At 30.9% G+C, this 23176-nt stretch carries 18 protein-coding genes, 12 tRNA genes and 2 other annotated features; of the genes, 3 read left to right on the top strand and 27 right to left on the bottom strand.

The window, feature by feature from the left end:
* Positions 1 to 2424, top strand: a complete 2424-nt coding sequence (locus tag HPRAE_RS04275; protein ID WP_014553011.1) for a transglycosylase domain-containing protein — start codon at positions 1 to 3, stop codon at positions 2422 to 2424.
* Between the two features lie 91 nt (positions 2425 to 2515).
* Here the strand turns inward: HPRAE_RS04275 and HPRAE_RS04270 are convergent, their stop codons facing one another.
* From HPRAE_RS04270 to HPRAE_RS04175, 20 genes are all read right to left on the bottom strand, one after another.
* Positions 2516 to 4891 carry an endonuclease MutS2 gene (locus tag HPRAE_RS04270; RefSeq protein WP_014553010.1) on the bottom strand — a complete coding sequence of 792 codons (2376 nt, stop codon included), beginning with the start codon at positions 4889 to 4891 and terminating at the stop codon, positions 2516 to 2518.
* A gap of 59 nt (positions 4892 to 4950) precedes the next feature.
* A complete protein-coding gene (gene polX, locus HPRAE_RS04265; RefSeq protein ID WP_014553009.1) occupies positions 4951 to 6678 on the bottom strand; it encodes a DNA polymerase/3'-5' exonuclease PolX in 1728 nt (575 codons plus the stop codon).
* Between the two features lie 61 nt (positions 6679 to 6739).
* Positions 6740 to 7231: a CvpA family protein gene (locus tag HPRAE_RS04260; RefSeq protein ID WP_014553008.1), complete on the bottom strand. Its 492-nt coding sequence runs from the start codon at positions 7229 to 7231 to the stop codon at positions 6740 to 6742.
* The gene (locus HPRAE_RS04255; protein ID WP_014553007.1) at positions 7232 to 7582 is read right to left on the bottom strand and encodes a cell division protein ZapA; all 351 of its coding nucleotides are present in this window, start codon (positions 7580 to 7582) and stop codon (positions 7232 to 7234) included.
* A gap of 72 nt (positions 7583 to 7654) precedes the next feature.
* Positions 7655 to 10093: a phenylalanine--tRNA ligase subunit beta gene (gene pheT, locus HPRAE_RS04250; RefSeq protein WP_245528284.1), complete on the bottom strand. Its 2439-nt coding sequence runs from the start codon at positions 10091 to 10093 to the stop codon at positions 7655 to 7657.
* A 34-nt stretch (positions 10094 to 10127) separates the two neighbouring features.
* Entirely contained in the window at positions 10128 to 11153 is a 1026-nt protein-coding gene (pheS, locus tag HPRAE_RS04245; protein ID WP_014553005.1) for a phenylalanine--tRNA ligase subunit alpha, read from the bottom strand.
* 51 nt (positions 11154 to 11204) lie between these two features.
* Positions 11205 to 11437: a binding site (T-box leader), on the bottom strand.
* An 82-nt stretch (positions 11438 to 11519) separates the two neighbouring features.
* Positions 11520 to 12329 carry a TrmH family RNA methyltransferase gene (locus HPRAE_RS04240; RefSeq protein ID WP_014553004.1) on the bottom strand — a complete coding sequence of 270 codons (810 nt, stop codon included), beginning with the start codon at positions 12327 to 12329 and terminating at the stop codon, positions 11520 to 11522.
* 4 nt (positions 12330 to 12333) lie between these two features.
* On the bottom strand, positions 12334 to 12693 hold the full coding sequence (rplT, locus tag HPRAE_RS04235) for a 50S ribosomal protein L20 (RefSeq protein ID WP_014553003.1): 360 nt from the start codon (positions 12691 to 12693) through the stop codon (positions 12334 to 12336).
* 62 nt (positions 12694 to 12755) lie between these two features.
* Positions 12756 to 12950 carry a 50S ribosomal protein L35 gene (gene rpmI, locus HPRAE_RS04230; protein WP_014553002.1) on the bottom strand — a complete coding sequence of 65 codons (195 nt, stop codon included), beginning with the start codon at positions 12948 to 12950 and terminating at the stop codon, positions 12756 to 12758.
* Positions 12951 to 13032: 82 nt separating this feature from the next.
* On the bottom strand, positions 13033 to 13584 hold the full coding sequence (gene infC, locus HPRAE_RS04225; protein ID WP_014553001.1) for a translation initiation factor IF-3: 552 nt from the start codon (positions 13582 to 13584) through the stop codon (positions 13033 to 13035).
* Between the two features lie 274 nt (positions 13585 to 13858).
* Positions 13859 to 15790, bottom strand: coding sequence for a threonine--tRNA ligase (gene thrS, locus HPRAE_RS04220; RefSeq protein WP_014553000.1), 1932 nt, complete (start codon positions 15788 to 15790; stop codon positions 13859 to 13861).
* A 121-nt stretch (positions 15791 to 15911) separates the two neighbouring features.
* Positions 15912 to 16155 (bottom strand) — a binding site (T-box leader).
* A gap of 94 nt (positions 16156 to 16249) precedes the next feature.
* Positions 16250 to 16338 (bottom strand) — tRNA-Leu (locus HPRAE_RS04215).
* Positions 16339 to 16350: 12 nt separating this feature from the next.
* Positions 16351 to 16427, bottom strand: a tRNA-Val gene (locus tag HPRAE_RS04210).
* A 77-nt stretch (positions 16428 to 16504) separates the two neighbouring features.
* Positions 16505 to 16593, bottom strand: a tRNA-Leu gene (locus HPRAE_RS04205).
* Positions 16594 to 16684: 91 nt separating this feature from the next.
* Positions 16685 to 16759: transfer RNA gene (locus tag HPRAE_RS04200), tRNA-Cys, on the bottom strand.
* A 15-nt stretch (positions 16760 to 16774) separates the two neighbouring features.
* A tRNA-Gly gene (locus tag HPRAE_RS04195) sits at positions 16775 to 16849 on the bottom strand.
* A gap of 6 nt (positions 16850 to 16855) precedes the next feature.
* Positions 16856 to 16931, bottom strand: a tRNA-Phe gene (locus HPRAE_RS04190).
* A gap of 4 nt (positions 16932 to 16935) precedes the next feature.
* Positions 16936 to 17012, bottom strand: a tRNA-Asp gene (locus HPRAE_RS04185).
* Between the two features lie 92 nt (positions 17013 to 17104).
* Positions 17105 to 17180, bottom strand: a tRNA-Val gene (locus tag HPRAE_RS04180).
* 184 nt (positions 17181 to 17364) lie between these two features.
* Positions 17365 to 18240: an LCP family protein gene (locus HPRAE_RS04175; RefSeq protein ID WP_014552999.1), complete on the bottom strand. Its 876-nt coding sequence runs from the start codon at positions 18238 to 18240 to the stop codon at positions 17365 to 17367.
* A 150-nt stretch (positions 18241 to 18390) separates the two neighbouring features.
* On the opposite strand from HPRAE_RS04175, the gene HPRAE_RS04170 reads away from it, so the two are divergent.
* Positions 18391 to 18477: transfer RNA gene (locus HPRAE_RS04170), tRNA-Leu, on the top strand.
* A gap of 104 nt (positions 18478 to 18581) precedes the next feature.
* On the opposite strand, the gene HPRAE_RS04165 is transcribed toward HPRAE_RS04170, so the two are convergent.
* Together HPRAE_RS04165 and HPRAE_RS04160 are read right to left on the bottom strand one after the other, a co-directional pair.
* A complete protein-coding gene (locus tag HPRAE_RS04165; protein WP_014552998.1) occupies positions 18582 to 19082 on the bottom strand; it encodes a metal-dependent hydrolase in 501 nt (166 codons plus the stop codon).
* An 86-nt stretch (positions 19083 to 19168) separates the two neighbouring features.
* Positions 19169 to 19690 carry a peptidylprolyl isomerase gene (locus HPRAE_RS04160; protein WP_014552997.1) on the bottom strand — a complete coding sequence of 174 codons (522 nt, stop codon included), beginning with the start codon at positions 19688 to 19690 and terminating at the stop codon, positions 19169 to 19171.
* Positions 19691 to 19831: 141 nt separating this feature from the next.
* On the opposite strand from HPRAE_RS04160, the gene HPRAE_RS04155 reads away from it, so the two are divergent.
* The gene (locus HPRAE_RS04155) at positions 19832 to 20806 is read left to right on the top strand and encodes an ABC transporter substrate-binding protein (protein ID WP_014552996.1); all 975 of its coding nucleotides are present in this window, start codon (positions 19832 to 19834) and stop codon (positions 20804 to 20806) included.
* Between the two features lie 75 nt (positions 20807 to 20881).
* Here HPRAE_RS04155 and HPRAE_RS04150 read toward each other — a convergent pair.
* From HPRAE_RS04150 to trmL, 5 genes are all read right to left on the bottom strand, one after another.
* A tRNA-Phe gene (locus HPRAE_RS04150) sits at positions 20882 to 20957 on the bottom strand.
* Between the two features lie 28 nt (positions 20958 to 20985).
* Positions 20986 to 21062: transfer RNA gene (locus tag HPRAE_RS04145), tRNA-Met, on the bottom strand.
* 14 nt (positions 21063 to 21076) lie between these two features.
* A tRNA-Lys gene (locus tag HPRAE_RS04140) sits at positions 21077 to 21152 on the bottom strand.
* A gap of 135 nt (positions 21153 to 21287) precedes the next feature.
* Positions 21288 to 22592 carry a LysM peptidoglycan-binding domain-containing protein gene (locus tag HPRAE_RS04135; RefSeq protein WP_014552995.1) on the bottom strand — a complete coding sequence of 435 codons (1305 nt, stop codon included), beginning with the start codon at positions 22590 to 22592 and terminating at the stop codon, positions 21288 to 21290.
* Between the two features lie 52 nt (positions 22593 to 22644).
* Positions 22645 to 23136 carry a tRNA (uridine(34)/cytosine(34)/5-carboxymethylaminomethyluridine(34)-2'-O)-methyltransferase TrmL gene (gene trmL, locus HPRAE_RS04130; RefSeq protein WP_041607197.1) on the bottom strand — a complete coding sequence of 164 codons (492 nt, stop codon included), beginning with the start codon at positions 23134 to 23136 and terminating at the stop codon, positions 22645 to 22647.
* Positions 23137 to 23176 lie beyond the last annotated feature (40 nt).

Below are 23176 nucleotides of genomic sequence, written 5' to 3'. Positions count from 1 at the left end.
ATGAAGAAAAAAACAAAGGCAATATTTTTAATAACTTTTTTATTAATTTTTGCCCTAGGAACAGGCGCTATTTTAGGTGCTATAACTTGGATAATTCAGGATACACCTGATATTAGTGGTTATAAAGGTTCAAGTGAAGCTACTTTAATTTATGATTCAGATGGTGAACTATTAACCAAATTATTTAAAGAAAATAGAGTTTATGTTCCCTTAGAGAGAATACCAGAAGATTTAAAAAATGCAATTATAGCGATTGAAGATACTAAATTTTATGTTCATCATGGTATTGATTTTTGGGGAATTGGAAGAGCTTTTATTAATAATATTATGAAAGGTGATTTGCGAGATCAAGGTGCAAGTACTATTACTCAACAGTTAGCAAGAAACTCATTTTTATCTTTAAATAAAACATATTACCGTAAAATTCAAGAAGCTTATCTTGCAGTTCAATTTGAAAGATTATATACCAAATCTGAAATCTTAGAAATGTATTTAAATGAAATCTTTTTAGGTCATAGTGCTTATGGTGTGGAAACAGCTTCTCTTCAATATTTTGGTAAAAGCGTAGAAAATTTAGACTTAGCAGAGGCTGCTTTAATTGCTGGTTTACCACAATCACCAAATAATTATTCTCCTTTAAGAAACCCTAAACTAGCTATTAAACGCAGAAATATAGTTTTAGACCGAATGTATGAACTTGACTATATTAGTCAAAAAGAAAGAAATAAAGCTAAAAATGCTAAATTAAATTTAAAAACTGTTAAAAAGGAAGAAAAGGAAAAAACAGCCCATTATTTTGCTCTCTATGTTAGAGATCAATTAATAGATCGCTTTGGGGCTGCCATGGTTTATAATGGAGGACTCCAGGTCCATACCACTTTAGACTCTAAAATGCAAAAATTAGCTGAAAAAACCGTTAATGAAAAAATAAAAAGTGGATTTATACCCTCTTTCCAAAGTCAACAAGGAAAAAATATGCAGCCACAAGTTTCTCTAATTAGTTTAGATGTAAATAATGGAGCAATTAGAACCATGATTGGTGGTCGAGGAACTGATCAATTTAATCGAGCTTATCAAGCTGTAAGACAGCCAGGTTCTGCCTTTAAACCAATGGTCTATTCTGCTGCTCTCATTAAAGGTGGATACACAACAGGCTCTGTAATCAATGATTTACCAATGCTTGCTTCAAAATCTGATAAAAATGATGAACTAAGTATTTGGCCTAGAAATTATGGTGATCGTTATCGAGGCTTAATTAATTTAAATACTGCCTTAACTAATTCTGTCAATATAGCTGCTGTTAAATTAATAAAAGATATTGGAGTAGAAAATGTTGTTGATTTTAGCCAAAAACTTGGAATTTCAACTTTAACTAAAGATGATGGTTTAGCTGATCATTATTCTTTAGCTCTTGGTGGTTTAAATCGAGGTGTAACACCAATAGAAATGGCATCTGCTTATAGTGCTTTTGCCAATAAAGGGATTTATACTGAACCTCATGCTATTACTAAAGTTTATGATAAACATGATAAATTAATTTATGAAGCAAAACCTAAAAGTAAAATGGTTATGTCAGAAGCTGACAGTTATTTAATAACTTCCATGTTAAAAAGTGTTGTTAATAATGGAACTGGACATCGAACTCAAATAAAAAATAGGGATGTAGCAGGTAAAACTGGTACTACAAATGATTATACTGATGCCTGGTTTGTTGGCTATACTTCTCAAATTGCTACAAGTGTCTGGATTGGTGAAGACACAAGACGTTCCATGGAATATGATGTTAAAACTGTAAGTAGTGGTGAAGCAGCTCAAATTTGGGGAGATTATATGAGGGCAGCTGTAAAAGATATGCCTATTATTAATTTTCAAATGCCTGAAAATGTAATTGAAGTAGATGTAGATCCTTATACAGGTCTACTTTCAAATCAATATTCTCCTAGAATAGATGTTCTTCCTTATAAAAAAGGAACTGAGCCAACTAAAAAAGAAAGTTTACATGGTCCTGTAGAAACAGTAAAAGTTGACAAAGTTAGCGGAATGTTAGCAACTGAAAACTGTCCTGCTGAGCAAGTTGAAGAAAGATATTATATTAAAGATTCTGGAATTCGAATTGGACCAACTCAAAAATGGTTTAAAGAAAGCAATCCTAATAAAGAATATAGTGAGCTGACTAAAGGAACATATACTGTCAATACTGGTGAACCAGTACAAGAAATAGACAGAGAATATGGAATTCCAAAAACAAAAAGAAATGGTAATCCTCGTTATGAAACTAAAACAAATAGAATTTGTAATCTACATCCTGCAGCTGAGCCCTTAACGGAAAATCAGGATACGGAAAATAAATCTGATTCAGATTCTAATTCAAATCAATCAAATAGTAGAATTAGAAATTTATTTGATATTTTTGGCAATAATTAAGTTTATATTAACAAAATAAATTAAAAGAACTGCTCTTTAATAAAGAGCAGTTCTTTTTTATTAGAAAAATTAAAGTTTCACTAAAATAATTTTATTTAATTTTAACTATAGTTACTCCCATACCGCCTTCTTTTTGACGGCCTAAACGATAATCTTTAGCATGAGAACTTTTTTCTAAAACTTCTTCAACTGCTTGCCGAAGAGCACCTGTACCTTTACCATGTACAATTTCAACTTCATTTAAACCAGCTAAAAAAGCATCATCTAAATATTTATCAACTTTATACTGAGCTGCTTCATATCTTTCTCCTCGTAAATCAAGCTTTGGAGAAACATGTTGTGATTTTTGAACTCTATAATTTTTTAATTGTTTTTCTTCATTTTCAGTTGGAATATCAACTTTAACTAAATCAGCTAAAGATGCTGTAACTTGCATAATTCCAGCCTGAATTTTAGCTTCTTTTTTATCTTGATCAATATTTATGATTTCACCTTTTCGACCAATACTATGGACCCTTACTTGATCTCCAACTTCAAACTTTGAAGCAGAAATCTTAGCTTCTTCTTTTTCATTTTCAGCTTCTAAAACCTGACTTAATTCTTTCAAGTCTTGATTAGCAGAAGTCTGAGCTCGATCTACTTCTGACCTTTGATTATAATTTTTCCCTTTTAAATTAGAAATTATTCTTTTAGCTTCCTTTTTTGTCTCAGTTACAATTGCTTCAGCTTCTTTTCTAGCAGCTTGAATTTCTTCTTCATGTTTTTGCTGCTGCTCTTTAATCATTTTTTCATATTTTTCTTTTAGTTCTTTTTCTCTATTTCTATATGCTTCCATTTCGTGACGAAGCTTTTGATAACGATTTCTTTCTTGATTTAATTCATTAATTATATCTTCTACTTTAATTTCTTCTTCACTTAAGAGACTGCGGGCACGATCAATTATTTCCTCTGGAATCCCCAATCTAAGAGCTATCTCAAAAGCATTTGAACCTCCAGGTACACCCATAATTAATTTATAAGTTGGCTTTAAAGTGTCAAGATCAAATTCAACCGAAGCATTTTCGACCTCTTCTGTTCCATAAGCATAACTTTTAAGCTGACTATAATGAGTTGTAGCAATAGTAGTTGCTTTTTTTTCTTGTAATTTTTCTAAAATAGAAATTCCTAAAGCTGCCCCTTCTTCAGGATCTGTACCAACTCCAAGCTCATCCATAAGAACTAAAGTTGAATTATCTGATTCTGCTAAAAATTTTCTAATGCGATGCATATGAGAAGAAAAAGTACTTAAACTTTGTTCTATACTCTGCTCATCTCCAATATCAGCAAAAATCTTATTAAAAATTGAGATAGTAGAATTAGCAGCTGCCGGAATATGAAGTCCTGTTTGAGTCATTAAAGTTAATAATCCCACAGTTTTTAAAGCAACAGTTTTACCACCTGTATTTGGTCCAGTAATTACTAAAGTAGCAATATCATTACCAAGTTTAAGATCAATAGGAACTGGCTCTTCACCTAAAAGAGGATGACGAGCTTTTTTTAATTCAATAATTCCACTCTCATTGACTTCAGGTTGATTACAATCAAAATCAAGACTAAATTTAGCTGCTGCTGCCAAACTATCTAAATTACTAATAATCATTAAATTTCTTTTAATAATATTTTCACTTTGAGCAATCTTAGAACTAAGCATCTGCAAAATTCTTTGAATTTCAACATTTTCTTTAGCTTGAACTTCTCTTAATTGATTATTTAATCTAACAACTGCCATTGGTTCCATAAAAAGAGTTAACCCACTAGCAGATTGACCATGTACTATTCCATCAAAACTATTCCGCTTTTCTTGTTTAACAGGAACAACATAACGATTTTCTCTTCTAGTAACAATATTTTCTTGTAATATATCTTGGTATTTTTTACTTTTAATAATAGAATCTAATTTATCCCGAATAGAATTTTCTATAGATTCGATTTGTGCTCTTAAGGAGCGCAGTTTATTACTGGCTTCATCGGCAACTTCATTATATTCATTAAGACAGCGGTCAATTTCTCTCGCTAAACTTGGAGTAGTTTGCAAATCTGAACATAAATCATAAATCTTTTGATATTCTCTTTCAATAATACGGGGATCAAGATTAGATTTTATACCATTTAAATAACGCTTTAATTCGAAAACAGCTCTGATTGTATTTCTAACTCTACTAATCGCAGTTGTAGAAAGCACAGAACCTTTAGCTGCTTTTTTTAAATCTTCCCTAATATCTCGTGCTCCCCCAAAAGGAGGATTAGAAAATTCTACTATCATTGATTTTAAAGCACTTACCTTTTCTAATCTATCTTTAATATATTCAGCATTATTTACTGGTTCTAAATTTTGTATAATTTCTTTACCAATTTTGGTTGCTGCCCGTTGAGCAGTCATTTTAATTATCTTTTTATATTCTAATACTTCCAGACTATGTTCTTTCAACTTAAATACCTCCGGAATTAATTTTATTTACTTAATTAATCTTCATTTTCAATAAATACTTATTTAATAAAAGCTCTTAGTTCTGCTAAAGAAAAAGTATTTATTACATCTTCTTTTTCTAACCAAGCTCTTCTTGCAGTAGCAATTCCAAGTTCTATATCTTGATACTCTTTATAATGGTGAGCATCAGTATTAAGAGAGATTTTCACCCCTGCTTTTTTGGCTTTTCTTGCCCATTTAGAATTTAAATCTAAACGCTGTGGTGAAGCATTAATTTCTAAAGCTGTTTTGTTTTTGGCAGCAGCAGCAATTATTTTATCTAAATTAACTGCATAAGCTTCTCTCCCACCTAAAATTCGACCACTTGGATGTCCAATTAAATTCACAAATGGATTTTCAATTGCTTTAATGATTCGAGCAGTCATTTCTGCTTCAGATAAATTAAAATTACTATGAACTGAAGCAATAACAAAATCTAACTTTGCTAATAGTTGATCTTCAAAATCTAATTGACCATTTTTTAAAATATCAACTTCTATCCCTTTTAAAATAGTAAAATCATCTATTTTTTGATTAAGTTCTTCAATTTCTGTTAATTGTTTTTCTAATTTTGCTACTGAAAGCCCACCAGCAATTGTTAAAGACTGTGAATGATCAGTTACAGCAAGGTATCTATAATTTCTTTTTTTCGCTGCTTCTGCCATTTCTTTAATGGTGAAAACACCATCACTATAGTTAGAATGAAGGTGTAAATCACCTTTAATATCTTTTAATTCTATACTAGTTGGTAATTCACCTTTTTGGGCTGCTTCAATTTCTCCCTCATCTTCTCTTAATTCAGGTATAATATAATCTAAACCTAAAATTGAAAAAATATCTGCTTCAGATTCAATTAGTTTTTTACTACCATCTTTTTTAAATAATCCATATTCGCTCAACTTTAAATTATTATTTTTAGCCAACTGCCTCATTCTCACATTATGAGCTTTAGAACCAGTAAAATAATGGAGAGCAGATGGGAACTCTGCTTGACTAACTAAACGAAAGTCAGTCTGTACTCCTGCTTCTGTTCTAATACTTACTTTTGTTTTTCCAGCTCCAATAACTTCTGCTGTAAAATCTAAATTTTTTAGTTTAGCTGCTATTGCTTCTGGTTGAGAAGTAGCAATTAAAATATCTAAATCGCCTGTCATTTCTTTAGCTCGACGGCTACTTCCACAAACTTCTATTTGGCTAAATAAACTAGAATCTACCTGATGCTTAATCTTTTTTATTATTTGATTGGCAGTCTTTAAAGCTTTATTTAAATTAATTTTATCTACATATTTTTCATGATTTTTGAGAGCTTTAAGTAATTTAGCTTCTGATTTTTTACCAAAACCTTTCAGTTTTTGTATTTTTCCTGTTTGCAAAGCTTTTTCTAATCTTTCTAAATCTTCTATTTCTAATTCATAATAGAAACGGTGAGCGGTTTTAGGACCAAGACCCTGAATATTTGTCATCTCAATGACTCCAGGTGGAAGTTCTGCTTTAATTGCTTCCATTTCTGAAATACTTCCGTTTTCTAATAACTCAGTAATTGTTTCAGCTATACCACTACCTATACCTTTAATTTCTTTTAATTCATTAGTAGCTACTAGCTCAGATATTTTAGTCTGATAAGATTCAATTTGACGAGCAGCATTAGTATAGGCCTTGATTTTAAAATCATTTTCTCCTTTAATTGCCATTAAATCAGCAAACTCTGACAGAATTTTCGCAATTTCTTTGTTATTAATTTTTTTCATTTTCCACCTCTCATTTAAAAGTCAATTAGTATAGATAAGATGCTAAAAGGCCATGAAAATTTCATGGCCGAAATATTTCCTCGATCTTTGATTGTATTAAAGGAGATGCTTCAATAATTCTCTTTGCTAAAAAAGAATTATTTAAAACATCATTAATTTTATGATATGGTATTTGGGCCAGAATTAAGATTAATAAATAAACAATAATTCCAGCCTTTAAGATTCCAATCAAAAAACCTGCTGCATGGTCTACTGGCTGCAAAAAGATAGCATCTACTATTTTTTTAAAAGTAATTCCTAAAATATGAATTATTATATTAACCACAATAAAAATTATAGCAAAAGCAATAAACTGCAAAAGTGAAATTGATAAATCTAAATAAGGTGCTATAAATTGAGTAAAATATTCATATTGTCTGACTGCTACAAATAAAGCCGCTAGTAAACCTAAAATTGTACTTGTTTGATCAATAAATCCTCTTTTAAAACCATTATAACCAAAAAAGAGGAAGATTACTAAAATAATTAGATCGAGGAAGTTAATAGTATCCAATTAATCTACCTCCTCTAGTAAGGTATTTAATTCTTCATTTTCTTCTCTCAATTTTTTTAATTCTTGATGTAAACTTTGATTAGCGTCTTTTAATCTTTCTTTTTCTGTTTTTAAATCTAAAAATTCACTTTTTAATTTAAAATATTCATCAGCCAAATTGATCATCATTAAATGTGATAACCTTCTAAATGGAAGTTTTGGATAAGCATTCTTTATTTCCTGACCCGTTTTTTCAACATGATCAGCAAGTTTATATATATATTTCTCACTGAAGTCACCAGTCACTGTAAATTGATCTCCCAAAATATTTAGTTTAAATTTTTTTCTATTTTGATTATTATTTTCTATCATTAGCAACATCTCCAGCTATAGTAGTCTACTTTATTATATTCATTACAAATAAGCAAATTCCTGCTTTAAAATTTAAATTCCTCTAATTTCTGCTGAATATTCTTTTTTGAGATGTTTTGTAATCTGATTAAAACACTGATTTACCTCTTGGTCAGTTAAGGTTCTATCTTCTGCTTGAAATTTCAATTTAAAAGCTACGCTCTTATAGCCAGCTTTAATTTGATCTCCTTGATAAATATCAAATAACTCTAAATTCTTTAAGATTAAACCACCTTGTTTTTTGATAGCTGTATAAATCTCACCAACAGCTATATCTGCAGCCATCACTAAAGCTAAATCTCTAACTAAAACTGGATATTTGACTAATTTTTCATATTGATAATTTTGCTTAGAATTAAGTTCAAATAAAAGATCGAAATCAAGCTCAAAAATACTTGTTCCAGCTGGTAAATTATTTTCTGATGCCAATTCTGGATGTATTTCTCCTATAAAACCAAGCTTTTGACCAGTTTCGTTTTTAATTACTGCCTTTCTACCAGGATGCAGAAAATCGGTCTGCTCTAAATCAGAGCTGAATTTATAATCTCTAATTTGTAGTCTAGCAAATAATAATTCTAAAACTCCTTTTAATTCAAAAAAGTTGGGCGCTCCCTGCTGCCAGAGATCATTATCTTGACCAAAAAGACCACCACTAAGTTTATTTAACTCTTCTGGTTTTTCAGCCTGAGCTGAATTTCTAAAAACTGTTCCTATTTCAAAAATAGACATTTCTGATTCTTGGCGCCTTGCATTTTCAGATAAAACATTTATTATTCCTGGCAAGAGGGTTGTTCTTAAAATAGCAAAAGACTCATTTAAAGGATTTTTAATTCTAACAAATTTAGCATAAGTTTGAGATTTAGTTAAATTTAAAGCTTGATAAAGTTTTTTAGCTTGTAAACTATATGTTATAACTTCATCTAAACCACCTGCTTGTAATATTTTCTTTATCCGAGCTCTAAATTTCTGTTTAGCTGTTCTTTTGCCACGCTGTTTGGAAATTGGTCTAGTTGAAGGTATTTTATTATAACCATAAATTCTAGCTATTTCTTCTACTAAATCAGCACTTTTTTCTACATCTGTTCTATAAGAAGGAACAGTTACTGTGCAAACTCCAGCTGCTGAAGATTCAACTTCAAAACCAAGTCTAATTAAACTTGCCTTGATTTCTTTTTCTTTAAGCTCTAATCCTAAAAGCTGATTCACTCTTTTAGTTTTTAAAGTGATTTCAGCTGCTTCATATTTAACAGGATAATTATCAATTATACCAGGTACTACTTTAGCTCCATCACATTTAGCTAACATTTGACAAGCTCGATTATTCGCTTCAATTGCCTTTTCAATATCTACTCCTCTTTCAAAGCGATGAGATGAATCAGAATGCATAGCTAATTTCTTAGCAGTTTTACGAATACTAACTGGATTAAAATAAGCAGATTCAATTAAAACATTGGTAGTTTCTGCTGTTACTTCAGTATTTGCTCCACCCATTACTCCTCCAACTGCAACTGCTTTTTCTGGATCAGAAATAACTAACATTTCAGTATCTAAACTTCTTTCTGTTTCATCTAAAGTTATCATTTTTTCTCCAGCTTCTGCTCTTCTTACTATAATTTTACCTTCTTTTATTTTATCATAATCAAAAGTATGCAGTGGCTGATTATATTCCATTAAAACAAAGTTAGAAATATCAACAACATTATTTACTGGTCTAATACCAGCAGCTTTTAAGCGTCTTTTTATCCATTCTGGAGACTCTTTAATTTGAACATTTTTAACTAAACGAGCAGTATAACGTTGACATAATTCAGGATTTTTGATTTCTACTTCTAAATAATCATTAATATTACCTAAATCTTCTGCTTCAGTAAAAGAAATTGGAGGGGTAATTAATTTTTTTTCTGTTGCATATAAAGATTTTATTTCTCTTGCAACCCCAATCATTCCTAAACAACGTGCATAATTAGGAGTTAAATCTAATTTAAATATATAATCATCTAGTTTTTTATATTTAGCAAAATTAAAGCCTAAAGGAGCCGATTTAGCTAAAACCATAATTCCTGGTGCTTTTTCTGCTTGTAAACCTAATTCATCTTTAGAACAAATCATTCCTTGAGATAGCTGACCTCTTAGTTTAACCTCTTCAATTTCCATACCGCCAGGTAATTTAGCTCCTACTGGAGCAAAAGGAACCATTTGTCCACTTTTAACATTTGAAGCACCAGTAACGACTGGAATTAAATTTCCTTCTTTTTTAGTTTTTAGCATACAAATTACAAGTTTATCTGCATTTGGATGTTTTTTAATTTTTTCTATTTTAGCAATTATTATATCTTCTAAACCTTCTCCTAAATACTCTACTCCTTCAACTTCCAAGCCAGCCATGGTTAATTTTTCGGAAAGGTCTGCAGGAGTAAAATCTATATCGATATATTTTTTTAACCAATTATATGATATTTGCAAATTTATCATCCTTTCTTTTTCTAAAAATTAGCATTAAATTTATTTAAAATTGTTCTAAAAATCTTTTATCATTTTCATATAAAACTCTAATATCATCAATTCCATATTTTAATAAAGCCAATCGATCAAGTCCGACTCCAAAAGCAAAACCACTATAAATCTCGCTATCATAACCAGATTTTTCTAATACATTTGGATGAACCATTCCAGCTCCCATAATTTCTAGCCAACCAGTTTGAGAACATAGAGAACAGCCATCTCCTCCACAAACAATACAAGAAACATCTACCTCAGCACTAGGTTCAGTAAAAGGAAAATAACTAGGACGGAATCTAATTTTACGATCTTGGCCAAATAAAGCTTCTACTATTAATTCAATTGTTCCTTTTAAGTCACTAAAAGAGATATTTTTATCAATTACTAAACCTTCTGTTTGATGAAAAATTGGAGAATGAGAAGCATCTAATTCATCAGAACGATAAACTCGGCCTGGAGCGATAATTCTAACTGGTGGTTCTTCAGCTTCCATTGTTCTGACTTGAACTGGTGAAGTATGAGTTCTTAATAAGTAATGATCATCAATATATAAAGTATCTTGAAGGTCACGAGCAGGATGATGAGCAGGAATATTTAAAGCTTCAAAATTATAATATTCACTTTCTACTTCTGGTCCTTCTGCAATATTAAACCCTAAACCAATAAAAATATCTTCTATTTCTTTAGTTACTAATGAAAGCGGATGACTTTTACCAATCTTTAAATTACTCCCTGGTAGACTAACATCAATTTTTTCTTTTTTCAATCTTTTTTCTGCTGCCTCAGCTGCCAATTTTTGCTGATGTTCATTAATCCAGTTCTGAATTTTATTCTTTAAAATATTTGCATTTTTACCTACGATTGGTCGCTGTTCAGCCTCAATTTTACCCATTTTTGAAAAAACTGACTGAATAGCTCCTTTTTTACCTAGATACTTAATTCTTAAATCTTCTAATTGATCTAGATCTTCTACTTTTGCTAATTCTTTTTCTGCATTTTTTTCAATCGTTTTTAGATCATTTAATAGATCCAAAACCAACACCTCCATATATATAATTCTAATATAAACAAAAAAATCCCGCCCTAAAGGGACGAGATACCGTGTTACCACCCTGATTACCCTATTCATTATAATCAAAAAAATAGGATCACTTATTTTTTTAACGAAAGCTTTTAACTTCCGGAAAAGCCTACTTAAATTCAGCCTTCAGCTCCAGAGTGAACTTCACTAAAATCTAAAATTTAACTACTTTCAGCTACTGCAGTTAATCTCTTTTAATTTATTTTTTTAGTTACTCTCTCTTTCTTAGCTTTTAATTATTATATTATTTTTTTAATTATATCATAAAAGAAAGTATCTAACAAGAATCAAATTTACATTTTAACTTAAGTTCAAAAATTAATTACTTTTTTTTAAAGCTTGAGCTAATATTTCAAAAGCAATAACTGAAGCTGCTACAGCTGCATTTAAAGATTCGATTTCTCCAGCAAGAGGAATTTTTATCTTAGTCTTAGCTTTAGTTAATAATTGAGGATCTAAACCATTAGCTTCATTACCAATCATTAAAATTAACTTAGACTGATATTGATGTTCAAAATGATATTCCTCAGCTTCAATATCTGCTGCTAAAAGTTCATGATCTAAAGCTTTTTCTTTTAACTCAACTAAAAATTCTTGCTGACTTAACTTCTGTCTAATAGCAATTGAAAAGATTCCACCCATTGTGGATCTAATAACTTTTTGGTTATAAATATCAACCGATCCCTTAAGAGCAATTATTCCATCAAAACCAGCAGCGACTGCAGTTCTAATTATAGTTCCCATATTACCTGGATCCTGAATTCGATCTAAGAGCAAGATCTTATCAGCTTTATTATAAAAATCTTGACCTTTAAAAACTGATTCTTCTACAACTGCCAAAATTCCTTGAGGATTAACTGTAGAAGCAGTTTCTTTTAATAATTTTTCTTCTAAATAAATTAAATCTGCCTCTAATTTTAAAGCAGCCAATAATTTTTCATTTGCAGCTGATTTAAAAAAAGCAGGAGTGAGAAAGACCTGTTTAAAATCTGCTCCTCCTGCTAATGCAGCCTCAATAAGTCTTTTACCTTCGAGAATAAAGACTCCTTCTTTACGTCTATTTCTACTCCGATAAAGCTTATTTAGATATTTAATTTTATCATTTTGAGAACTGCTAATTATATTCATTTAATTAATTTCCTAATTTCTCTTTTGCTAAATCTACTAAATTAGCAAAACCATCAGAATCATTAACTGCAAGATCAGCTAACATTTTACGGTCAATTTCTACATTAGCTTGTCTTAAACCATTAATGAAGCGACTGTAAGAAAGACCTTCATTTCTAGCAGCTGCATTGATTCTAGTAATCCAAAGCTTTCTAAATGTTCTCTTTTTATTCCTTCTATCTCTGTAAGCATAATGAAGAGATTTCATTACTGCCTGATTTGCAGGACGATATAGTTTACTGCGGGATCCAAAATATCCCTTAGCCATCTTTAAAACTTTTTTTCTACGCTTACGCGCCTTATTTCCTCTTTTTACACGTGGCATCTTAAATGACACTCCTTCCAAAATTTTAACATCTATTATTTTTTATCTTATTTTATTAATTACTATCTGTGTAACAACTTTTTGTATTTCTTTTGATATGGTTTACTTAATAATTTAGCTTGACGTAAATTTCTTTTTCTATTACCAGATTTCTTGGTTAAAATATGACTGTGAAATCCTTTGTGGTGCTTAAGCTTACCACTACCTGTAGTTTTTACTCTTTTAGCTATACCTTTGTGTGTTTTTTGCTTTGGCATGATTTAACCTCCTAATACTATAATAATTAAAATATCCTGGCAAATAATTATTTATTTAAGCACTAAGTTATTTTATTGACTCTTATTTATCACTTTCTGGAGTTAGAAACATCATCATATTTCTACCTTCCATCTTAGGCTTACTTTCTACTTTACCGATATCTTTGGTTTGTTCAATTAAACGATCCATTAAGTCATAGCCTAACTCTTTATGCATCATTTCTCTTCCTCTAAAGCGAATTCTAACTTTGACTTTATCTTTGTTATTAAGGAATCTACGGGCCTGCTTTAATTTAACATTAAAGTCATGATCTTCAATTTTAACACCCATTTGCACCTCTTTAACATTCATTACATTTTGGTTCTTTTTGGCTTCCTTTTCTTTCTTAGCCTGTTCATACTTATACTTACCATAATCCATAATTCTACATACAGGTGGATTGGCCTGTGGAGCAACTTCTACTAAATCCATACCATATTCTGCGGCACGATCCAATGCATCATCCAATGACTTGATACCAATTTGCTCTCCTTCTTGATCGATCAGACGAACTTTTCTTGATCTAATACGATCATTAACTCTTAAATCTTTAACGATATTTATGCACCTCCTGAGTGATATAAAACAAAATATAAATAAAAAAAACGAGTGATAAAAACCACCCGTTAAATTCCATAATCAGCTAAAAATAGACTATCTGCTAAGATAGATCTACTACTTCCTCAGCAATTAAAATTGCAGAGGAAACTGATATTAACCAGTTTAACTGGTGAGAAACAGGTGTTTCTACTTTATTTTCCTTATTAAGTATAGCATAGACGATGATTACTGTCAAGAAAAATACTTCTTTTAACTAAATTTAATTTGAAGTATTTTTCTTGATCAGTTTTAATTAAATAATTAATAATTAAAGTTCTATATCTTCAGTATTAATGTTTTTAGCTGCAATCTCTTCTAAAATATTTTCTTTAAATTCAGCTAAATTACTTGTTCCTAAATCTCCCTCTCGTCTATCACGTACAGAAACAGTACCATTATCTTCTTCTCTACTACCAACAATTAACATATATGGAACTTGCTTAACTTGAGCATCCCTAATCTTATAGCCAACTTTTTCAGAACGACTATCAACCTCTACTCTTATTTTTTCCTGTTTAAGTTCTTCTTTAACCTGCATTGCATAATCAATTTGATCATCAGAAACTGGAATAATTTCTACTTGTACTGGAGCCATCCAAGTTGGAAAAGCACCTGCAAAGTGTTCAATCAAAATACCAATAAAACGTTCAATACTACCATAAATTGCCCGGTGAATCATTACTGGACGGTGTTCTTCTCCATCTTGACCAATATAATTTAAATCAAATCTTTCAGGCATTTGAAAATCAAGCTGAATAGTACCACACTGCCAAGTTCTACCAAGACTATCTTCTAAATGAAAATCAATTTTGGGACCATAAAAAGCTCCATCTCCTGCATTAACTTCATAATCTAAATTATTTTTTTCTATAGCATTTTGGAGAGCATCTGTAGCCTTATTCCAGAGTGCATCATCTCCCATTGCTTTTTCTGGCTTAGTACTAAGTTCTACATTATAATTAAAGCCAAAAGCACTATAAATTTTATCTACTAATTTAATAACTCCACTTAACTCAGTTTCAATTTGGCTTGGAAGACAATAAATATGAGCATCATCTTGAGTAAAGCTTCTAACTCTCATTAGACCATGTAAAGCACCTGACATTTCATGACGATGAACTAAACCTAATTCTGCCATTCTGATTGGTAGCTCACGATAACTATGCATTGAATCTTTATAAACTAAAATTCCACCAGGACAATTCATTGGTTTAACTGCATGTGCTTCTTCATCAATTTTTGTAAAATACATATTATCTTGATAATGATCCCAATGACCTGATTGATGCCAAAGTGACTCATCTAAAATGATTGGAGTCTGAATTTCTTCATAACCAGCTTGATAATGTTCTTCTTTCCAAAAATCAACTAAAGCATTTCTAAGAGCCATTCCTTTAGGATGGAAAAATGGAAAACCTCTACCTTCATCCTGCATACTAAAAAGATCAAGTTCTTTACCTAGTTTTCTGTGATCACGTTTTTTAGCTTCTTCTACTCTATTTAAATATTTTTCTAAATCTTTTTCTTTAGCAAAAGCTGTCCCATAAATTCTCTGCAGCATTTGATTATTTTCATCTCCACGCCAATATGCACCTGCTACATTAAGAAGTTTAAATGCTTTAACATAACCTGTAGATGGTAAATGAGGACCACGACAAAGATCAACATAATCACCCTGAAAATAAAAACTTATCATTTGATCATCAAGTTCATCTATTAATTCTAATTTATATTTTTCATTACGAGATTTCATTAATTCAAAAGCTTCTTCTCGTGGTAATACTTTTTTTTCTATTTTAATAGCTTCTTCAATTATCTTCTTCATTTCAGCTTCTATTTCAACTAAAGACTCTTCATTAAAAGTTTCTTCTAGATCAAAATCATAGTAAAAACCATCTTCAATAGCTGGACCAATAGCAACTTGAACATTATCATAAAGTCTTTTAACAGCCTGAGCCATTACATGAGAAGCAGTATGTCTAATAATCTCTAAAGCTTCTTGACTATCAATTGTAATAATAGAAAGTTCTACATCTTTTTCAATTTTAAAATCGGCATCTACCTCTTTTTCATTTACAATACCAGCAATAGCATCCCTACCTAAACCACTACCGATTGAATAAGCAACATCTTTAATTGTCACTCCTGCCTCATATTCTCTAACTGAACCATCTGGCAGTGTTACTTTAACTTTTTCCATTTTATTTCCTCCTCATAAAATTAATCTTAATTGTTATTTTAATCAATAGTTTAAATAAATTAGTAATTAGCCTTTAAAAAATAAATAATCGCTTAAAAATCAAAAAAATCCCTCATCTCATTATAGAGACGACGGATTGCGCGGTTCCACTCTAGTTAATACTAATTTTAATATTCTATAAAAATAAATATACTAAAATCAATATTCACTTAATAAGATAACGGTTTAACCGAATAGAAATACTTAATTCTTTCTATCTGCTCCAGGGTGGTTTTCAATTAGTAATTAGTTATGTGCTTTCAGCCAATGACACAATTCTCTTTTAACAATTAGCAAAATTTACTCTTCCCTATCAAAACATTTATATTATTTATTTTTTATTATTATATTCTTAAAAAGCTAAAAAGTCAAATAAAAATTTCTTAGGTATAAAAAAAATCCACAAAATTGTGGAAAAAATGGTGCCGGGGGTCGGGCTCGAACCGACACGGGAATAAATTCCCACCGGATTTTAAGTCCGATGCGTCTGCCAATTCCGCCACCCCGGCAAACTATTAAAATGGTGTTGGTAAGTGGATTCGAACCACTGGCCTCTACGATGTCAACGTAGCGCTCTGACCAACTGAGCTATACCAACTTAAATTTTATTTAAGTTAGTAATTAAAAAGATAATAAAAATATACATAAAACTAATAATTTAATTTCTAAAAAAAATGGTGCCGGGGGTCGGGCTCGAACCGACACGGGAATAAATTCCCACCGGATTTTAAGTCCGATGCGTCTGCCAATTCCGCCACCCCGGCAAACTATTAAATATGTATATGATTAAATTTGCAACATTTATATTATATCAATAAATACAAACTTTGTAAAGTAAAAAAACAAAATTTATATTGGAGGCGGCAGACGGATTTGAACCGACGAATAAAGGATTTGCAGTCCTCTGCCTTACCACTTGGCTATGCCGCCCGGATGCAAATTAAATGGAGCGGGAAACGAGATTTGAACTCGCGACCCTCACGTTGGCAACGTGATGCTCTACCACTGAGCTATTCCCGCAAAAAATGGTGGTGGGAGACAGAATCGAACTGTCGACACGTGGATTTTCAATCCACTGCTCTACCGACTGAGCTATCCCACCAAAATGGCGGAGGAGACGGGATTTGAACCCGCGATCTCCGGCTTGACAGGCCGGCGCGTTAAACCGCTACGCTACACCTCCGTGTGAGTCAAGAAGTAAATACAGAAAATAAAAAATAAGACTTCTCAGATTAACTTCTTTTTAACTTCTTTTATTAAATTTAAAAATTAAAATGGTGGGCGAAACAGGGCTCGAACCTGTGACCCCCTGCTTGTAAGGCAGGTGCTCTCCCAACTGAGCTATTCGCCCATCAGCTGTAATTAAAAAGCATAATTACTGCGTCAGCAATAACTAGTATATATAAAAAGCCAGTTTAAGTCAAAATCCAAAATAGCTTTTATGAGGCAATTAAATTATTTTAAAGTCAATATACTACTATATTCTTAATAAATCGACCCTAGATAATTTTTTCTCAAACAGCTGATTTCTAAAACTAATCTATAAATTCAACCTTTAAATCTGATGCATTTCTAAAATAATCAAATAATTGAGTAGCTAAAACTGGACTAATATTTGTTTCAATAGAATTATAACTTTCTTTTAGAGTATTATAGATTTCTTTTATATTAAATAATATATTCTGAGATTTTAATTTAGTAAGTGTAGAATTAATTACCATTTTCTGTCTTTTGATTCGAGAACTATCTTTATAGTCTTGAAGTCGGACAAAATTAAGAGCTTCTTTACCAGAAAGTAAATTTTCTCCCTTTTTCAAATCTAAACCCAAAGCAGGTACCTTTAGAGCTTGTTTCAGCTCAACTTCAATACCTCCTAATTCATTAATTATTTTTTCAAATCCCTGATAATCCAGATATAAATAAAGATCACTTTCGACACCTATCAGCTTATTAACTGCTGTTTGCAATTTTTGATTCTTATATTTTTTTAATGGTTTTTGTTTATAATTAAGCTCTTCATCTATTTTTTTTAATTTAATTTCATCTTTATTTGCATTTAAACTAATTAAAATTATAGAATCTGCTTCAACTGAACCAAGTGCAACACTCTCTTTATCATCAAGACCAACAAACAATAAATTCAAATTTTCTTGGAGTTTATTAACTAAATCTTGTTCTGTATTCAAATTATTTTCTTGATCTGAAGCTTGATTTAAAGGACCAGAATCATTTTCTTTGTTATTTAAAGTTCTATCTTCTCCAATTTTTTCTTCTGCAAAAGGCTTTAAACCACTTTCTAAATAATAACCACTAACCCCAATAAAAACTAAAAGTAAAACTACTAAAATAATAAAAAACCATTTGTATTTCTTTTTCGAACTTTGTTTTTGTTCAGAATTATTTTCTGCCAAGATTATTGCCTCCTTTTATTAGCTATATTCATCATATTCGTGATTATATTCTTAATTCCTGCCTTAAAGTAATTTATTTACTATTTTAAGAATTTTTTATCAAAAATTATTGACATAATTATTTTTTATGTTATAATATATAATTGTTGTGCCGAAGTGGCGGAACTGGCAGACGCGCAGCGTTGAGGGCGCTGTGGGCCTTGGCCTGTGAGGGTTCGAATCCCTCCTTCGGCACCATTTTTATTTAATCAGATAATTTACCCCCAAGTTTTGCCTGGTAGTGCAGGTTTCTTGGGGGTTTTTGTATTTTAACTGTTTTTTTATAATTTCATTCTAAAATTTTATAAACCCGTAAAATGAGTTATATCTAAGTATTCTATAGCAATAAATAACAAAGCTGCTGAAACAATTGTTCTGAAAACAAATTCTAGCTTGCCTCCTGTTCTGATTAAAGGAATTCTGATTTTCTTTTTATAAGGATATAACAGCGGCACACCTGCCTTAGTTATTAAATCAGTTAATAAATGACTTAAATAACCAAGATTAAACATTGTTAATATTTTAAAGCTTAAATTAAAATAATCTAATAAAAAGTAAATTAAAAGAGAAATAATACCCATTCCTAAAAAACTGTGAGTTATACCTCGATGCCCAAAAACTGATTTAATCATTTTAGAAACTACTTTTATTTTTCTACCTGCATAAGACTGAGGTTCATCTATATCTGGAATCAAAGCTCCAACTGCAGATGCTGGCAAAAGATAAATTTGGGGGTCAGCTTCTTTTAAGAGAAAAATACCTCCCACTAATAAACCACTTAAAACATGTGTCTTGTAATTCATATAACCATTCCTTTTTTTATTAATCAAACTTATAAACTGACAGAATTAACTGCCAGCTTATAAGTTAATTAATCTCGATTATTTAGTTAAATCTTTTCTGCTTTTTCATATTCTTCACCAAAAGTATCTACTTCTAAAGACTCCATTATCTGGTCTTCTCGCGGCATATCTCTGGCTCCAGTATCAACTTCAGCAATTTGATCGACAACATCTATGCCTTCAACAACCTCACCAAAAGCAGCATATTTACCATCTAAATGTAAAGAATCCTGGTGAACGATAAAAAATTGAGAACCAGCTGAATCAGGAGCAGCACTTCTAGCCATGGAAATAACTCCTCTTTTATGACTTAAATCATTATTAAAACCATTTGCTGAAAATTCGCCTGCTATAGAATAACCAGGGTTACCCATCCCAGTTCCATCAGGACAACCTCCTTGAATCATAAAGCCTTTAATTACCCGATGAAACTTAAGCCCATCATAATAATCAGTCTTTATTAATTCTATAAAGTTCCGCACAGTGTTTGGAGCCTTTTTAGGATATAATTCAATTTTAATTTCTTCTCCATTTTGCATTTTTATTGTTACTTCTGGATTTTTAGTCATTTAAAACACCTCATATTTATTTTTTGTTAAACGTACTTATTCTATTATATACAAATTAAATCAAAAATTCAAAATTGACAAGTGAAAGCTATTAATTATATAATTAATTAAATTAATTAGAAGAAGGGAGAAGAGATAAGTATGGAAAACATTTTAAAGAAAAATAATTTAATTTTTTTAGTCTTAGTTATAGTACTTGTATTTTCATTAAATGTGGGGGCGGAAAAATTTAAAATTGGGATTTCTCAATTCGTTGAACATCCATCTTTAGATTTAGCCAGAGAAGGTTTTATAGATCAGCTAGCAGAAAAAGGCTATTTAGAGGGTGAAAACCTTAATATTGAATTTCAAAATGCCCAGGCAGACTTTGCCACTGCTCAGACTATTGCTCAGAGATTTAAACAAAATAATCTTGATTTAGTTTTAGCAATTGCGACTCCATCTGCTCAAACAGCTGTTAATGTACTTTCTGATACTCCAGTTTTAATTACAGCAGTTACAGACCCAATAGCAGCTGGAATAGTTTCAAATATGAAGAAGCCAGGTACAAATACTAGTGGTACTACTGATATGAATCCAGTAGCAAAACAATTAGACTTGATTAAAAACTTCTTACCAAAAATTAAAAATTTAGGTATTTTATATAATCCAGGTGAGGTTAACTCTACTGTTCAGGTCAAAATAGCTAAACAAAAAGCAAAAGAAATGAAAATAGAACTAAAAGAAGCTACTGTCAGTAATAGCAGTGAAGTTAGTTTAGCTGTTTCTTCACTTATTGGGAAAGTAGATGCGATCTATGTCCCAACAGACAATATTATTGTTTCAGCGATGCCAACAGTATTAGAAACTGCTTATAATAATCAAGTCCCTGTTTTTACTTCAGAAAATAATTCAGTTAAACAAGGAGCAATTGCTACTTTAGGCATAGATTATTACCAGTTAGGTAAACAAACTGGTTTAATGGCTGCTAAAATATTTGCAGGAGAAAATATTTCTCAAATGGGAGTTGAATCTTCCAAACAATTAAAATTATATTTAAACAAAAAATCTGCTAGTCAAATTGGTTTAAAGATACCTCAAAATATATTAGATAATGCAGATACTATTTTTGAATAATTTTTATATAGTTTTAAATAAAAATAAATAAAAAAAGAAGCCAGGCAATTTGCCTGGCTTTAATATTCTTAAAAATGGTGGTGGGAGACAGAATCGAACTGTCGACACGTGGATTTTCAATCCACTGCTCTACCGACTGAGCTATCCCACCGAATAAAATTATGTAATTATAATAAAAATGGTTGCGGGGACCGGATTCGAACCGATGACCTCCAGATTATGAGCCTGACGAGCTACCGGACTGCTCTACCCCGCGCTATAAAAAATAAATGGTGAGCCATGGAGGATTCGAACCTCCGACAACCTGATTAAAAGTCAGGTGCTCTACCAACTGAGCTAATGGCCCATTTCTCTTGCGACGCTTTTTATAATATCAACAAATTAGCACTTTGTCAAGAAAAAAGGCAAAAAAGTTTTAAAAAATTAATTATATTACCAAAGAAAGTCCAAAAATATACTATCTCTGGTAATATAATAAAATTTAAGGTAAGTATTTTCTAGGATTAATTGGTTCACCATTTTTCAAAACTCCTAAATGGAGGTGTGGACCAGTACTTAAACCTGTACTACCTGATAAAGCAACAGTTTGACCTTTGTTAACCTCAGTTCCTCTAGCAACTGTAACTTTAGAATTGTGTCCATAAAGAGTCTCTATTCCTTTACCATGATCAATAATAACTGTATATCCAAAACCATTCATCCAGCCACTATGTACTACTTTTCCAGAAGCAGCTGCTCTAACAGCAGTCCCTTTAGGAACAGCAATATCCAGCCCATTATGAAATAATCTTGTCTTTTTAATCGGATGTGTTCTCCAACCAAAATTAGAACTTATCCTTCCTTTAACAGGCCAAATTAATGAATTTCTGCCTAAAGAAAAAGGTTTTCTTTCATAATCTTTTATAATCAGCTTATCACCAGCAAAAATTCTATTACCATTCAGATTGTTATTTCTACGAATTGTTTCGACATTAGTACCATACATTTTAGCTATAGTACTTAAAGCATCTCCTCTTTGTATTTCATAAACAATTTTTTGAGCTGAATTATTAGCTTTAACTCTTTTTTGAACTTCATCTGCTTGTTTTTCTTTTACTTCTTCATCTTTAGCTAAATTGTCAGCCTGCTTAAAATCTGTAATAGGTAATACTATCTCTTCTCCTGCCTTAATAAAATCAGAACTAAGATTATTTGCATTCATAATTTCTTCTACAGGCAAATTTCTACGTGCTGCAATAGTAGAAAGAGTGTCACCTGGACGAATTGTATAATAAATCTTAGCAGTTTTCATCTCAGTTTTAGAATTAGAGCTTTCTTTATTATCAACTGACTTAACTTTAGCAATATTTTTTCTTGGTATTTTTAAATCTTGACCAACTTTAATTTTAGCAGAACCTAAATTATTAAATTTTTTAAGCTTTTTTAAACTAATATTTTTTGAATCTGCAATTGCTGACAAAGTATCTCCTTTATCTACTACATATAATTCATAAGATACTTTTTCAGAAATCATTTCTTTTAATAAGCTGAGTGTTTTACCTCCAATAATACCATCTACTTGCAAGTTGTTTTCAGCTTGAAATTTTTTGGCTGCATCCTCAGTACTTTTCCCAAAAATACCATCAATTGCTACTTCATACCCCAAAATTTCTAAATGTTTTTGGGCTTCAATAACTTCTTTTCCTCGGTCATTTAACTTAACTTGGAAAGCAGAAACACTTATAGTTACTGCTAATAAAAACACTGAAATGATTATTAGAATATTAAAAAATTTGTTTTTTTCCATTTCTCCCCTCCTTTCTATTTACTCTATTATATAATATATTTCTAGATAAAATTTAATTTTCCTTTTTATATTTACCTTTTTTATTTAAATTAATAAAATTATTTTGCCTCAGAGCCTCATAAATAATGATTGAAACTGAATTAGAAAGGTTCAGTGATCTTAAATCATCTTTCATGGGAATTCTAATTGCTTTATCTAAATTAGACTCTAATAATGACTCCGGTAAACCAGCAGTTTCTTTACCAAATAAAAAGTAATCATCTGCTTCATATTCAAGATCAGAATATGAATTAGGTGCTTTAGTAGTGGCATAAAAAAAGCGTCCATCTTTATTTTTTATAAAGAAATCTGTTAAATTATCGTAATATTTAACATCTAATTTATCCCAATAATCAAGACCTGCTCTTTTTAAATATTTATCTGAAGTTGAAAATCCAAGCGGACGCACTAAATGAAGGGTGGAATTAGTTACTGCACATGTTCTTGCTATATTGCCTGTATTTTGAGGTATTTCTGGTTCTACAAGTACTATATTCAAATCTATCACCTATTTTTATTTTATTTTAAAAATTATTCTAATTTAA

It is taken from the genome of Halanaerobium praevalens DSM 2228 (assembly GCF_000165465.1).
Lineage (GTDB): Bacteria > Bacillota > Halanaerobiia > Halanaerobiales > Halanaerobiaceae > Halanaerobium > Halanaerobium praevalens.
Note: the sequence above shows the minus strand (reverse complement) of the source record. Positions and strands in the feature narration are given on the sequence as shown.